We start from the raw sequence: 14738 nt of genomic DNA on the forward strand, positions 1-14738 counted from the left end.
GTTTGTTTTTTAGTTTTAACAAAAATAAGGAAATAGTTAACACTATTCCTGTTGTATTCTCATAAATAAAACCAAAAAGCGCGGTAAGTTTGACAAACTCTTTTGCTCCTTTTAGTTAAAAATCAAAGTTTACTCCTAGAACAACATTTCTCCCAATATTAGGAATACCGTCATTTTTTAATCGAGAAAGATGCGCAATATATCTTTTATCTAATAAATTATTTCCGTTAATTGTAACATCAAATATGGTTTTACCTATTTTCATTGTTCCCCCAAATCCTAGATTAACTAAAGTATAACTATCAGATATAGTTTCAAATTCACTGACATTTTTTTGATTAAATGTGTTCGAAATGTTTACTGTTGCATACCCTTGCTCCAACCAGTTTTTTATTTTGAATTCAGTTCTGATGGTATTGTCCCAATTATTTGCAGGAATCAATGGCAAGTAATTGCTCCCGCTATTGCCCGATTGTTTTTTCGCCGTTACAGTTTGGAAGCTAGTCTCAAAATGCAACCAATCTAAAGGATGTGGATGTAAATGTAAACCAATTTCTCCTCCATATAATTGAGCATTATCTTGGATATAATTGAATACCAAATTATCATCAATAATTGCTCCTGTTGGCGAAGTGTAAATAAAATTATTAACGTGATTGTAAAATCCATTAACAAAAAACTCAAAATGACTATTCTTATATTCTAGATTAAGATCAGTTTGAAGATTTTGTTCGGTTTTTAAATTACTATTTCCGACTTCATATCGGTTTGTTCCTTCATGGACACCATTTGAGGTTAATTCCGCTAAATTTGGTGCTCTAAATCCTGACGCTACATTCAATCGCAACGTAAAATCATCCGTTAGATTAGTTTTATAACCTGCAGACGCATTAAAACTTCTAAAGGACTCGTCAATTGCTTCAAAAGAACCTGCTTCACCAGAGATTCCTTGTGCATCAGTTACAATAGATCTATTGTCAAAACGCAATCCCGCTTGTAAAACATTTGAATTCCATTCATAATTTACAGTCCCAAAAACTCCGAAATCATTGGTAGTAGCGTCAGGAATTAAATATTCTTCTCCAGAGTTTTTATTTGTTTGGTGCATTCCTTGAACACCAGCAATAGTTTCAATTTTGCCCATGGCGGGGAAATGATATTTCACATTATAATTGAAAGTTTTCAATTTCATTCGCAATGCTGCCTGATCGCTGTCCTCAAATTCGCTTCTATCATTAGCGATGTATCCTAAATCTAAATCCAGCTTAGAATTTCTTAAATAAATGACCGAATTCAAACTTAAAAGATGATTGAAAATTCCTTGCTTAGGAAACATTGTTTTTTTACTGTTTGATTGCTCAGCAACTCCATCTTCTGGAATTCCTAAATCTAGTTTATTATAATTATAGCGTAAAACGGTTGAAAATTTTGAATTATTATATCCTATTCCAGTTTTGAAATCAGTTTCGTTATAGCGCGTGTTAGTTACTCTGTCACCATCTGTAATTTGATAATCAGAATGTGTATTGTAGCTTCCACGTGTCATGAATTTCCAACTATCAGTAGAAGTTTTTAATCCTAGTGAGGTATTACTTCCTGCAGTATTTGAGAAATATTTTTGACTAAAATTTGCTTTGAAAGTATTAGCATTCGCAAATTTTTCTGGATTGAAATATAAAACTCCACCTAAAGCATCAGATCCGTATAACAAAGAAGCAGGTCCTTTTATTACCTCAACACTTTCAATTCCTGCATCATTTAGACCTAAACCATGCTCATCACCAAATTGCTGATTTTCAATACGAACACCTTGAGAATAAACAAGAACACGATTGCCACTTAATCCTCTAATTACTGGCTTACCTATCGATGTTCCTGTAGAAACTTGCGAAACTCCTGGAATAGTCGCTAAACCTTCAATCAATGTAGCTGTTCCTTTTCGTTGTAAATTTTTAATGGTTTCGTGCTCCACTTTCATCACATTTTGTGATTGGATTTTATTAAAAGCAGTAGAAACAATCACTTCATCCATTTCGAAAATGGTTTCTTCAAGTATGCTATTCAATGCCGTGTCCTTAGTACGGCCATTTACTGTTAGATTTTGGGTTCCATAACCAATCAGAGAGAAATTAACTTTAAGATTTCTATTGGGTAGGTTAGAGAATGAATATTTCCCATTTTCATCTGTAGTAGTTCCTTTATTCAATTCAGATATTGATACTGTAACACCTGGCAGTGGTTTATTAGCTGCATTTGTCACTAAACCTGATAGTGTGTTTTGCGCTTGAAGCATAGCAGAAAACCCCAAAAAGAGGGTTATAATAAATTTTTTCATTGGAAATGTTTTTTGATTTCTTACCAACAATAATTTTAATAAAATGATTGCTGAAAATAGAAATTTTTAGTAAATATTATAAGTGTTATGCAAAATCAAATCATTGAAATTGCATGGAAAAATTTTTGCTTTTAAATATTTACCGGTGGTCCGCGATGGGAATATAAACTGCCCGAAAACGAAATAACATTTTCATTAGCAATATAAAAATAAGGAATTTCACTGCTAGCAACATGTAATTTATAAGAAAATTGCGTAGGATTAAGATAGCTGCTTATCGCAAAATGACAAACAAAACAATGATCAATATTATGGTGCTGATGTGTAATCTCAGTACCTGATACATTGTATTTATGATCGCAATGCTTTTCAGTAAGTTGTTTTGATAAATGCTCATAGGTATGAAAGGACTGGAACAGTATTGAAAACAATACCGTAAAGACCATTGATAGACTTACTATGAGTTTATTTCTTTTCATCAGCTTCAAAGGTAATAAAACATAAAAAAGAAAAACCATTTGTATCACATTTTATTATTGTGACGCAAATGGATCATTTCTTAATTGATAGTAGAACTTAAACCAATTTATTTGCTACCAGATATTCAGCAATTTGTATGGTATTTGTCGCAGCACCTTTTCTCAAATTATCAGCTACAATCCACATATTTACTGTGTTTTCCTGACTTTCATCACGACGAATTCTTCCTACAAAGACATCATTTTTACCTTGTGCGTACATAGGCATTGGGTAGGTAAATGTATCTAGGTTGTCTTGAACTACTATTCCATCAGTATGATGCAATATGTTTCTCACTTCATTGACATCGAAATCATTAGTGAACTCTACATTTACAGCTTCACTATGCCCACCTACAATAGGAACTCGAACGGCAGTTGCAGTAACAGCAATAGTATTGTCACCTAATATTTTTTTAGTTTCTCGAACTAGTTTCATTTCTTCTTTTGTGTATCCGTTCTCTTCAAATGAATCACATTGTGGAATTGCATTTCTATGAATGGGATATTTATAGGCCATTTCACCTTTCACATTAGCATACTCATTTTCTAGTTGCTGTACAGCCTTTACACCGGTTCCTGTGATAGATTGATAAGTAGAAACAACAACACGCTTAATATTATATTTTTTATGCAAAGGAGCCAATACTAAAACCATTTGAATCGTCGAGCAGTTAGGATTGGCTATAATTTTATCAGCTGTCGTTAATTCACTTGCATTAATTTCGGGAACAATTAATTTTTTAGTTGGATCCATTCTCCAAGCTGATGAATTATCAATAACTGTTGTTCCAGCTGCTGCAAATTTTGGAGCCCACTCTAATGAAGTCTCGCCACCTGCTGAGAACAAAGCGATATCCATATTCATATCAACCGCAGTTTGTAACCCTATAACAAAAAGTGGTTTTCCATTGTAGACTATTTGTTTGCCAACAGATCTCTCGGAAGCCACAAGAATTAATTCATCTGTTGCTGAAATAAAATTTCTTTCTGCCAATACTTTTAACATCACTTCGCCAACCATTCCGGTAGCCCCAACAACTGCTATTTTCATAGTACTTATTTAATATTGAATATAAAATTTGAATGGCAAAAATAGACAATATTGAAACCAGAACAAGCACACTAACAAAAAATAACAAAATGTTATAATTTTATTAATAGTTGATAATTTTTATAAATTTCTTTCAACCCTTAAGGATTTAAATTACAATTGGAACAATCTAAACTAATTAGTCTAATCCGATACATTAATAAAAATTAGCACCGATCATTACAATATCACTTTGCTATAGCGTTAAAATTATTTATTCCTTCTTAAAGAAAAACCGTCTTACTTAAAAGACGGTTTAGACCTGAACTGAGCTCAGGATTGATTAGAATATATAATGTAGCGGAAATTACTTTTTCAATAAATCTCTAATTTGTATTAGTAATTCTTCTTGAGTTGGTCCAGCTAGCGGAGCAACTACCACCACTTGTTTCTTTTTAGCTTTTTCAGCAGCTCTTAAAACAACAAAAATAAAGAAAGCAATTATAACAAAATTTATAACCGCTTGGATAAAATTACCGTACGTAATTACAGCAGCTCCAGCAGCTTTAGCAGCATCAAGAGTAACATAACTATTACCATCGAGAGCAATAAATTTTTGAGTAAAATCTATACCACCGGTAATTAAACCTATAATGGGCATAATAATATCATCCACTGCAGATCCAACAATTTTACCAAAAGCTGCACCAATAACAACTGCAGTTGCTAAACTTAAAACATCACCTTTTAATAAAGACGCCTTAAAATCACTAAAAAATCCCATAATTCCTATTTTTTTGATTAATAGTTAGATTACAAAAATAAAAAAAATTTCAATAGCTGTTAAATTTATATTAAAAATTAGTGTTAATCTCGATAAAACACTCGTTTAACCCGTTGAGATATACTTGTTAGCACTTCGTAAGGAATGGTACCAAGCGATTTCGCTATTTCATTAACCGTTGGTGCTTGACCAAAAATGATAACGGCATCTCCTTCTTTACAATCAATTTCAGTTGTTTCAACCATCAACATATCCATACAAACACTACCTAAAATCTTTGCTTTTTTATTCTTTATCATTACATATCCTAATTCATTTCCCCAGCCTCGTGAAATTCCATCCGCATATCCTATAGGAATAGTAGCCACTTTAGTTATTTCTTTAGCCATAAATTTCCGACCATAACCTACACTATCTCCTTCTGGAATCGTTCTAATTTGAGAAATAATAGACTTCAAAGTTCCTACATTTTGTAATTTTTTTTGCTCTTCACTATCATTTGAAACTCCGTAAAGTCCTATTCCTAATCGAACCATATCATATTGCGCATTAGGAAAATTAGTAATCCCTGAAGTATTCATTAGATGACGTATCGGTTTTATGTTTAGTTCTCTACTTAATTTTGATGATAATTCTTCGAATAATGCAATTTGTGAATTTGCAAAATTAAGATGCAAAACATCATCGCTTGTTGCCATGTGTGATAAAATACTTTTTACTTGAATTGTTTTATTCCCTTTTAATGTAGCAATCAATTCGTCAATTGTATTCGCCTCAAAACCTAAACGATGCATTCCAGTATCAATCTTTATATGAATTGGAAAGTGATCGAGATCTTTTTGGGCTGCAATTTTCAAAAAAGCACGTAACCCTTTTAAGCTGTATATCTCTGGTTCTAATTGATGCTGAATTATTGCACTAAAACTCGTGTTTTCAGGATTTAAAACCATTATTGGTAATTGTATACCTGAATTTTTAAGAGAAATACCTTCATCGGCAAAAGCCACACCTAAGTAATCTACCTTATGATGTTCTAATAATTTAGCAATCTCAAATCCTCCATTTCCATATCCAAAAGCTTTAACCATTACCATAATTTTTACGTTAGGTTTGAGCTTTGCTTTAAAAAAGTTTAGATTATAACTTATTGCATTCAAATTTATTTCTAGTACAGTTTCATGCGTCTTTTCCTCCAGCAGTTGAACAATTTCTTCAAATTCAAAAGACCGAGCACCTTTAACCAAAATACTTTCATTATTGAAATCTAAATTCTCATAATCCGCAATGAACTCCGCTGTGTTCAAATAAGTGGTACAATTATCAAATTTGTGTTTGTATTCAGAGATTGTTTCTCCAATACCTATCACACGACTAATTTTATTGGAAGTAATTAAGTCAGAAACTTTACTGTACAATTCATCCTTAGTCAAACCACTTTGAAAAATATCTGATACAATTACTGTTTTGTTCTCCGATTGTTTTTGACTTTCCAAAAAATCTAATGCAATTTTTAAAGACTGAAAATCAGAGCTGTAACTATCATCAATAATACTACAATTATTAATTCCGTTTTTAACTTTTAAGCGCATTTCTACCGGAAACAGCAATTGCATTCGGTTTTGAATTGTTAGCTGATCATACTTAAAATATAATAAAACCATCAAACATGAAATTGCATTTTCAACCGAAGCTTGGTCTTGAAATGGTATTTTTACCTCAAAATATTTTTCTTTATACTGAATACTTAAAATTGTAAAATCAACAATCATTTTTTTAGTAATAAAAACAGCCGCATTTTTATTTATGAAACTCCAAGTAAAAGCTTTTGAATTTGACAAATTAAAGGACTTAATTTCAGCATCAATTTGGTAAATTACTGTTTCAGCCGTTTGAAAGAGAGATATTTTCTCCTTCACTTTCTCCTCTAAACTGACAAAACCTTCATCATGCGCAGAACCAATATTTGTTAAAACACCTAAAGTTGGCTTTATAATCCGCTCTAAATTTTTCATTTCGGCACTGACCGATATTCCTGCTTCAAAAATTCCTAGATTATGTTGCTCGTTAATAGCAATGACTGATAACGGCACTCCTATTTGTGAATTATAACTTTTTGGACTCCTAATCACATTAAAATCTGGACTAAGTAGAAAGTTAAGCCATTCTTTAACAATGGTTTTACCATTACTACCCGTGATCCCTATAACTGGAAAATTAAATAAACTGCGATAGTGCGCTGCAAATTCCTGTAAAGCAAGCAGCGTATCTTTCACTACATAAAAATTAGCTTGTGACTTACAAGCACTAGGAATGTGTGTTACTACAAAATTATGAACGCCAACTTCTATTAATTCTTCAATATAAATATGTGCATCCGTATTAGCTCCAGTTAATGCAAAAAATAAAGTTTGAGAACCATTTTGTAAAGACCGACTGTCTATGGAAACCGAATCTAGGGCCATTGCAAATTGGTTATCGATAAATGTTGCGTCTGTTTTTTGAATGCTATTTCTTATTTTTAAATTCATGAATGTGGAATATCTTAAAAATTCTTTTTTGATACGAAAAGTTGTTTTTAATTTTATAAAAGTGACTGAATAAGTCGAAAGTTTAAAAGTCGTAAAGTCAAAATAAACACTCTTGGTGGATTTGACTTAAAGTTAATCCATGATGTAGTTTAATTATTTTATAATATTATATGACATACTTGACCTTACCTAACATCAAAAATAAGACTTCTTTTTAGAACGAAGCAACCACAATTCAGTATTTACCCATAATTTAATAATAAGCTACTGTATTATGCTCGATTGCAAGCATTACAATTTTCCAACAATAGAACAAAAACAGTGCTATATTTAAAAATTTGAGAAACAGCATTTTAGTCACCGACTCTATGTTGCTAGTAAATTAATTTCATTTCCAGTTTTAATCGTCAGTACCAATGTCTTAAAATTTAATAGAAACAGCGGTAATTTGTTGGAAAATTTTTGAGATTACTTATATTTGTTCCAAAGAAATAAGTAGTTGTGAAAAAATTTCTCCCTTCATTTTCCTATATTTTCCATCCGATTTTGATTCCGGCAATGGCGACTTTACTATATTTATTTTATCACAAAGGCGATTTTATTGCACAAGAAAAACTATTTATACTTTTTCAGGTTGTAATTGTCACAATTGTAATTCCTATTTTAGTATTTGTGCTACTTCGCGCTACAGGAAATGTAGATACGATAATGATGTCTAAAATATCTGAACGTAAAATTCCGCTCGTAGTTCACTGCTTTTTAATTATTTTATTGGTAAAAAAAAGTATTATTGTTGACCGATATCCGGAACTACATTTTTTCTTTTTAGGTGGATTATTTAGTATTATGCTTGCAATGATATTACTATTTGGTTACTTCAAAGCTAGCCTTCACATGATAGGAATAAGCTCTATTACTGTATTTATTGCAGGAATGAGCATTCATCTTCAAGAAAATAGTATTTTCACTATTGCAGTGCTTTTACTTCTTAACGGAATCATTGCTTCCTCTCGTTTAGAAATGAAAGCGCACACTAATATAGAACTTGCAATAGGTTTTTTTCTTGGTGCTGTTCCACAAATGCTTTTATTAGCAGTTTGGTTATAAAATATAGAATATTAAACCAAAATTAAGCGAACGCATCTTTATCGTTTCACCATTTATAAATGCCGATTGAAAAAGTGGATTTAAACCATAATACAAGTATAAATTGATTGTATTATATCCTGACGAAACATAAGCTCCGTATTGAAATTTATTGAAGTCATTATTACCTTTTATTTCGATCTTTCCATTTTCACTATTAAAAACTGATTTATCATATAGTAGATAACTGAATTTCACACCTGTGTAAATACGCCAGAATTTATGGCTTTCAAAAGTAGAAGTACGCCATCTAAACTCAATTGGCACATCAAATGAAAGATGAGAAAACTTATTTTTACTATATTTTACATCCGGTTCGATAATAGTGTAATTCGCCGACTGTGCTGTTCCTGTGATCGCTAAATTTTCATTATAATTTGTGTAGGTTAATCCAATTCCGGAGGCAATGGCAATCGTTCTCGATTTATTAATAGGCATGTCTCTTAAAAAACCACCTGAAAAACCACCTGAAAATTTATTTTGTTTTAATCCTGATGGCTTATTTGACAGGGTATTATAAGTAATGGCAACATAAAATTGATCTTCTCTATACAGCGAATCAATTTTTATTAGCGGAGTAAGTTCAGGCGCTGCAAACTCTTGCGAGTATAGGGAGGAGAAAAATAAAAGGAGAATACAATTTAAAAATAACCGCATTTTATTTTCGGGTTTAGAAAGGATGAAATTTTGCATCGTAGTGATATTATGCAAATATAAGTTATAGAAGGATTTGAAATACGTTATAAGTCGATATAAAATTTAATGAAAGCTAAAGTAATTTTGCTGTAAAATTTCTCGTTTTTAAGATTTAAACTAATATACGGTCATTTTAAATAAAAAATACAACCCTAAAATTAGATTTATATAATTGATTCATAAAATAGTTATGTGGGCAATTTTTAAATTAACTCTTTATTGCAATAAACTTAGTAGGTATTTTACTTTCATTTAAGTATTTTTAGTTCGTAAATTGTTTGAGAGAATTATAATTAAAACCATTCTCAATACTTATTTTACTCCTTTCTTCTAAAAATCTCGAACTGAATGTCTATTCATTGCGAACTATTCATTTGATTAAAAGCGCTTCGATAATTCATTTCTGGGGTTGAAATATTTTTAAACTGACAATAACATAATATCGCAGAGAGAAAAGAACTGACTCCGTTGATCCCAAAAGGGGACGTCTCACAAAGAAATAATGCTTGGCTTTGCAAGACTGAGCCTTTTTTGTTTTATAGCTTTGCCAAACTAAAAAGTTTGACACGTTATAGTAGGATTAACTCCGTTGATCCCAAAAGGAGGCGTCTCACAAAGAAATAATGCTTGGCTTTGCAAGCCTGAGCCTTTTTTGTTTTATAGCTTTGCCAAACTAAAAAGTTTGACACGTTATAGTAGGATTAACTCCGTTGATCCCAAAAGGAGGCGTCTCACAAAGAAATAATGCTTGCCTTTGTAAGCCTGAGCCTTTTTTGTTTTATAGCTTTGCCAAACTAAAAAGTTTGACACGTTATAGTAGGATTAACTCCGTTGATCCCAAAAGGGGACGTCTCACAAAGAAATAATGCTTGGCTTTGCAAGCCTGAGCCTTTTTTGTTTTAAAGCTTTGCCAAACTAAAAAGTTTGACACACTCTAAAACAAAAAAGGCTCCCCTTTCAGGAAGCATTATTTCTTTGCAGAGAGAAAGGGATTCGAACCCTCGATATGTTGCCATATACACGCTTTCCAAGCGTGCGCCTTCAGCCACTCGGCCACCTCTCTATTTTATTTTGATAAGGCTGCAAAGAACAAGAAAAAAATTGAGTTACAAAAGTAAAATCTGATTATTATATCATTTCCCCTCGCAGTGCAGTTTCAAAAATAGTTTTAAAGTCTTTTGTCTCTATTTCTTGACTTAGTAAATACATCAACTTAGTAATTGCGGCCTCTGTTGTGATGTCTTTTCCTGATATTACACCTATTTCCTTCAATACTGTACTGGTTTCATATTGCCCCATATTAACACTTCCGCCAGAGCATTGTGTTACATTAATTACATATAAACCATTTAAAATGGCTTGCTTTAATAAATTTAAAAACCAATCTTCTGTAGGTGCATTTCCTGCACCGTAGGTTTCTAAAACAATTCCTTTTAAACTAGGGATATTCAATATGGCCGCTAAAACGACTTCACTAATTCCTGGAAACATCTTGATTATAGTAACATTATTATTTAAATTTTTATGGACTTTTAGCTTTTCATTCTTTTGTATGGGTAAAAATAGATCTGAGTTTAATTTTAAATGCACTCCTGATTCTACGAGATCAGGATAATTAGGCGAAGTAAACGCCTTGAAATGTTCAGCATTTATTTTGGTCGTCCTATTGCCGCGGTATAATTTATATTCAAAATACAAGCATACTTCGCTAATAACAGGTTTATTATTTTCTCGTAATGAAGCAATTTGAATTGCAGTAATCAAATTCTCTTTAGCATCCGTGCGTAAGTCTCCTATTGGTAACTGTGAGCCCGTAAAAATAACTGGTTTTGCTAAATTCTCCAGCATAAAACTCAATGCAGATGCTGAATAGGACATAGTATCTGAACCATGAAGCACTACAAAGCCATCAAATGACGCGTAATTATCTTCAATGATTGTTGCAATTTTTGCCCATTTCTCAGGGTTTATATTTGATGAATCGATAGGTTTTTCAAAAGAAATAGTTTCTATCTCACAATCTAATTGTTTTAACTCTGGAATGCGTTGTAATAATTTACTAAAATTGAAAGCTTTGAGCGCACCGGTATCAAAATCTTTTCGCATACCAATAGTTCCACCGGTATAAATTAATAATATTTTAGGCTTATTCAACATTATGATATTTCAATTTATTCACAACAGGATTAGCGTACATTGCTAAAAAACTATCTAGTGCCACGGGATTATCATGATCAATTCTCATTTCTAAACGGCGGGCAAATAATGATTTTTCATTTTCAGTATATAAATGGGAATAGCGACTCGTTTTATTTACAATGTCAAATGCAATGAAATTTGTGGGCCATAATTTATAATTACTCAAAATTGCGTCATCGATAACTTGAGCTACGGAAACTATTTGTTTATTTGAACTCTCGTTATTTAACTTTATTTCATCGATCTCAACGTCTAAAATTTTACCAACGTGAATGTGAATCCCTTTCTTTTGACCTAAAGCACCGCTTAAAATAGTCATAAAGTCTTCATTTTTTTCTTTGACATATACTTCATTATTGGCTTCTGCTATTAGCTGCGGCATTTTCAAAGCATCAGTTGGATCATATTCATAGGAGATTGAAACGGGAACAATTTTAATTTTCTTGAAGTAATCCATTAAATTCTCCTCATCTGAACCCATTCCAAGCATTTTTAAAATACCAGGATTGGTTTCGTCTCTTCCATCTTTAGTTCTTCCCTCGCGCTGAGCAATCCAAACCGAACGATTTTCATGAAGCAATAAATGCCCAATGTATTCCGATAAAAGTTTTGAACTTTGCAGCATTTCCCTTGGCGTTAAGCCCCGCTGCACTAAAAAGTTTCTATTTAGTTTCGCTAAAGTATTCAGGAAAGACTTTTTAACTAAATTATCACCAATAGCAGATGCTGTCATAACTAAATTATGCTCAAACAATGCCGTATTCAATAAAGTAGTGTCTAAAAGTATATCTCGATGGTTTGAAACAAATAAGTAGGAAACATTTGGTTCTAAGTTTTCAAAACCTGATGTAGTCAAGCCATCTGAGCTTTTTTCTAAGACGCGTTGAACAGATTGATAAATCACATTACACTGAAAATCACGAATCGATTGCGTTTTGCGAAGTTGTTCTTTCCAAACCTCTTCTGAAACGTCGGGAAAAGAAAAATTCATCAATGCCTTCATCATTGGATGATTAATAACATCTTGAAGTGCTTCGTTTATTTCGGAGTCATAAAATGGGCGAATAGCGTCAAATTTCTGCATTATGGTTCTTAATTATTTAATTGGCAAAAGAACAAAAAATATATCTAAAAATTGTGAATTGTATTTTAAATCCCAAAAATAGCTTTAGAATTCGCAGTTGTTACCGCTGCAATTTCGGTGAGCGAAACTTTATAGATTTGCGCCAGTTTCTCGGCTATTGCAAGTATATAACTACTTTCGTTTCTTTTTCCACGATGCGGGATAGGTGCGAGATAAGGAGAATCGGTTTCTAAAACAATATTTTTTAAATCAATTTGATCTAAAAATTGATCTATTTTACCATTTTTAAAAGTTGCAACGCCACCAATTCCTAATTTCATATTGTACGATATGGCACGTGTAGCCTGTTCATAAGTTCCTGTGAAACAATGAAAAATACCAAACAAATCTACTGATTTCTCATCTTCTAAAATCTGAAAAATTTCACCAAAAGCATCTCTGCAATGAATTACAATGGGCAATTTATACTTTTTAGCAAGCCGAATTTGAGTTTTAAAAGCAATTTGTTGCTCTTCTAAATGCGTTTTATCCCAAAATAAATCGATCCCAATTTCACCTATAGCGTAAAACTTATGCTTTTTTAACTCGTTTTCTACGTGTTGTAATTCCTCAAGGTAATTCTCCTTAACGTAAGTTGGATGCAAACCCATCATCAAAAAAACATTATCAGGATAACTTTTCTCTAAATCATACATCCTTTCTGTAGAAGTAGAATCGATGGCGGGGATAAAAAAACGAGAAACATCCACATTTATAGCGCGTTTTATTATGTCGTCTCGATCTTGGTCAAATTCTTCGCTGTAAAGATGCGTATGCGTATCCGTTAGTATCATTCAGTTATCAAAAATATTTAAATTACAAAATTACAATTTATATACAGTTTCCCAACGTATGCTATTACTAATAAAGCCAATAATTTTAAGAATTATAATAATTAAATCACTTTTGTTAATTTAAATTTTCATCAAATTTTATTTATAAAGCTAAAAAAAAGCGCCAAATTCTTATAAAGAAACGATACGTTATGATTCGGTTTCTATAATTGCTTCATAAAATATTTAAACCCTAATCGATTGCTTTTAATAATTTTTCAACGGCATCGTAATTCTCATAATCTTTAGGAATAGTCAACAGGATTTCCTTGCAGGATTGATACTCTTTTTGTTTTAATTTGGCTAAAGCCAAGCCATAAATAGCTTTATTTTTATAAATTGAATTTCCTGATTTTAACTTTTGAAAAACAGCTTCTGACTTCGATGTTTTATTAATTTCTAATAAGGAAATAGCATAAAAATACTGAAATTCAGCAGTTTGTTTCTCCTTTAAAATAGATTCGAAAAGCGAAATTGCTTTCTTATAATTTTTTGTATTATACGCTTGCTCGGCTTGTTTTAAGTTTTCAGTTGAAGTACCTCTTTCGACAAAATGCGCCTCTTCAAACTGATTAAAATCTTTAAAATTAGGATCTGAACTTGGATTAAAAACAAACAAACCCAAGAGCAAAACTACCGAAGCCACAGCAAGAAAGAATAATGGTTTGAGGTTAACCACTTTTGGCTTTTTAGTTTTATAATGTTCGGATCCTATAGTATGTAGGCTTTCGCGAAAAGCACTACGTTCTTCATCAAATGAAAGTTTGTTTTCTAATAAAGATATCGTTTCCTTAAAACTTATAAATGCTGCGGCTAATTCTTGATCTTCTAAAAGTTGGTTTTCAAAAATTACTTTTTGGTCGACCGTCATTTCATTTTGAATATATTGATCGAATAAGATATAGTTTTCCTCCTTCATGGCTAATTTATTTTTAATGATTGGAAGCGACTGTGCTCTTGAATCCATTGTGTTAATTGTCCTGCACACAACGATTTTTTCTTACGAGCATACCCGTAAGTGACCTGAAGTTTTTCAGCTACTTCTTCCATCGATTTTAGTGTAAAACTCAATTTTAAGACCTCTTGGCATTTGTCACCTAGTTTTTTAAACATCAGGTCAAATAATTCTTGTTTTTCTTCAAATACTTCAGTTTGCGCAACCATCTCTTCTGTGGGTTTATAATTAGATACAAAATCATCAGTGATTGTTACCCCTTGATTGGATGTTTTTTTTAATTCATTTAGCCATTTTCTTTTGCATAAAAGGAAAAAATAGGCGTCAAAGGGGCAAGTGAGTTGCAACTTATTGGCTTTAGCCTGATTGAAAAGTAGAATTAATATTTCCTGTATAACATCTTTGGCCTGATCCTCATCACCAGAATTGTTTTTGATATAAGAAACAATTTTAGGTACAAACTTCTTGTATATAGATTGAATAACCGCCGAGTTGTTGCTGGCGAGACCTTCTATATATACTTGGTCAATATGAATCACGCTATTTATCATAAAAAATAATTATTGGCTAAAGTAAAAAAAGAAACTG

12 protein-coding genes and 1 tRNA gene are annotated in these 14738 nt (G+C 32.0%); 1 reads left to right on the plus strand and 12 read right to left on the minus strand.

Annotated elements, in window-relative coordinates; all coding sequences use genetic code 11:
- Positions 1-115: 115 nt before the first annotated feature.
- The 5 genes from BUA99_RS03760 to BUA99_RS03780 form a co-directional block, all read right to left on the minus strand.
- A complete protein-coding gene (locus tag BUA99_RS03760; protein WP_072988742.1) occupies positions 116-2335 on the minus strand; it encodes a TonB-dependent receptor in 2220 nt (739 codons plus the stop codon).
- A gap of 131 nt (positions 2336-2466) precedes the next feature.
- Positions 2467-2853 (minus strand): hypothetical protein, encoded by a 387-nt coding sequence (locus BUA99_RS03765; RefSeq protein WP_234972897.1) that lies wholly within the window; start codon positions 2851-2853, stop codon positions 2467-2469.
- A gap of 58 nt (positions 2854-2911) precedes the next feature.
- Complete coding sequence (locus tag BUA99_RS03770; RefSeq protein ID WP_072988442.1) at positions 2912-3907, minus strand: aspartate-semialdehyde dehydrogenase; 996 nt, start codon at positions 3905-3907, stop codon at positions 2912-2914.
- 346 nt (positions 3908-4253) lie between these two features.
- A complete protein-coding gene (gene mscL, locus BUA99_RS03775; protein ID WP_072988444.1) occupies positions 4254-4670 on the minus strand; it encodes a large conductance mechanosensitive channel protein MscL in 417 nt (138 codons plus the stop codon).
- Positions 4671-4753: 83 nt separating this feature from the next.
- Positions 4754-7198 (minus strand): bifunctional UDP-N-acetylmuramoyl-tripeptide:D-alanyl-D-alanine ligase/alanine racemase, encoded by a 2445-nt coding sequence (locus BUA99_RS03780; protein WP_072988450.1) that lies wholly within the window; start codon positions 7196-7198, stop codon positions 4754-4756.
- A 501-nt stretch (positions 7199-7699) separates the two neighbouring features.
- Here BUA99_RS03780 and BUA99_RS03785 point away from each other — a divergent pair.
- On the plus strand, positions 7700-8305 hold the full coding sequence (locus BUA99_RS03785) for a hypothetical protein (RefSeq protein ID WP_072988453.1): 606 nt from the start codon (positions 7700-7702) through the stop codon (positions 8303-8305).
- On the opposite strand, the gene BUA99_RS03790 is transcribed toward BUA99_RS03785, so the two are convergent.
- From BUA99_RS03790 to BUA99_RS03820, 7 genes are all read right to left on the minus strand, one after another.
- Positions 8300-9001, minus strand: a complete 702-nt coding sequence (locus BUA99_RS03790; protein WP_072988747.1) for a porin family protein — start codon at positions 8999-9001, stop codon at positions 8300-8302. The genes BUA99_RS03785 and BUA99_RS03790 overlap by 6 nt on opposite strands.
- A 1017-nt stretch (positions 9002-10018) precedes the next feature.
- Positions 10019-10103: transfer RNA gene (locus BUA99_RS03795), tRNA-Ser, on the minus strand.
- A 65-nt stretch (positions 10104-10168) separates the two neighbouring features.
- Positions 10169-11197, minus strand: a complete 1029-nt coding sequence (locus BUA99_RS03800) for an asparaginase (protein WP_072988456.1) — start codon at positions 11195-11197, stop codon at positions 10169-10171.
- Positions 11187-12323: a 1-acyl-sn-glycerol-3-phosphate acyltransferase gene (locus tag BUA99_RS03805; protein ID WP_072988458.1), complete on the minus strand. Its 1137-nt coding sequence runs from the start codon at positions 12321-12323 to the stop codon at positions 11187-11189. Before BUA99_RS03805 ends, BUA99_RS03800 begins: the two co-directional genes overlap by 11 nt.
- 65 nt (positions 12324-12388) lie before the next feature.
- Positions 12389-13156, minus strand: coding sequence for a TatD family hydrolase (locus BUA99_RS03810; protein WP_072988460.1), 768 nt, complete (start codon positions 13154-13156; stop codon positions 12389-12391).
- Between the two features lie 232 nt (positions 13157-13388).
- Positions 13389-14162, minus strand: coding sequence for a tetratricopeptide repeat protein (locus BUA99_RS03815; RefSeq protein WP_234972898.1), 774 nt, complete (start codon positions 14160-14162; stop codon positions 13389-13391).
- Positions 14117-14701 carry an RNA polymerase sigma factor gene (locus BUA99_RS03820; protein ID WP_072988463.1) on the minus strand — a complete coding sequence of 195 codons (585 nt, stop codon included), beginning with the start codon at positions 14699-14701 and terminating at the stop codon, positions 14117-14119. The genes BUA99_RS03815 and BUA99_RS03820 overlap by 46 nt, the downstream gene beginning before the upstream one ends.
- Positions 14702-14738: the final 37 nt, after the last annotated feature.

The organism is Flavobacterium segetis, from assembly GCF_900129575.1.
GTDB lineage: Bacteria > Bacteroidota > Bacteroidia > Flavobacteriales > Flavobacteriaceae > Flavobacterium > Flavobacterium segetis.

Excerpts from the sequence above, each read along its gene's own strand:
- BUA99_RS03780 (WP_072988450.1), bottom strand. The coding sequence starts at position 7,198 with ATGAATTTAAAAATAAGAAATAGCATTCAAAAAACAGACGCAACATTT.
- mscL (WP_072988444.1), bottom strand. The coding sequence starts at position 4,670 with ATGGGATTTTTTAGTGATTTTAAGGCGTCTTTATTAAAAGGTGATGTT.
- BUA99_RS03820 (WP_072988463.1), bottom strand. The coding sequence starts at position 14,701 with ATGATAAATAGCGTGATTCATATTGACCAAGTATATATAGAAGGTCTC.
- BUA99_RS03805 (WP_072988458.1), bottom strand. The coding sequence starts at position 12,323 with ATGCAGAAATTTGACGCTATTCGCCCATTTTATGACTCCGAAATAAAC.
- BUA99_RS03760 (WP_072988742.1), bottom strand. The coding sequence starts at position 2,335 with ATGAAAAAATTTATTATAACCCTCTTTTTGGGGTTTTCTGCTATGCTT.
- BUA99_RS03790 (WP_072988747.1), bottom strand. The coding sequence starts at position 9,001 with ATGCGGTTATTTTTAAATTGTATTCTCCTTTTATTTTTCTCCTCCCTA.
- BUA99_RS03815 (WP_234972898.1), bottom strand. The coding sequence starts at position 14,162 with ATGGATTCAAGAGCACAGTCGCTTCCAATCATTAAAAATAAATTAGCC.
- BUA99_RS03800 (WP_072988456.1), bottom strand. The coding sequence starts at position 11,197 with ATGTTGAATAAGCCTAAAATATTATTAATTTATACCGGTGGAACTATT.
- BUA99_RS03765 (WP_234972897.1), bottom strand. The coding sequence starts at position 2,853 with ATGGTTTTTCTTTTTTATGTTTTATTACCTTTGAAGCTGATGAAAAGA.
- BUA99_RS03810 (WP_072988460.1), bottom strand. The coding sequence starts at position 13,156 with ATGATACTAACGGATACGCATACGCATCTTTACAGCGAAGAATTTGAC.
- BUA99_RS03770 (WP_072988442.1), bottom strand. The coding sequence starts at position 3,907 with ATGAAAATAGCAGTTGTTGGGGCTACCGGAATGGTTGGCGAAGTGATG.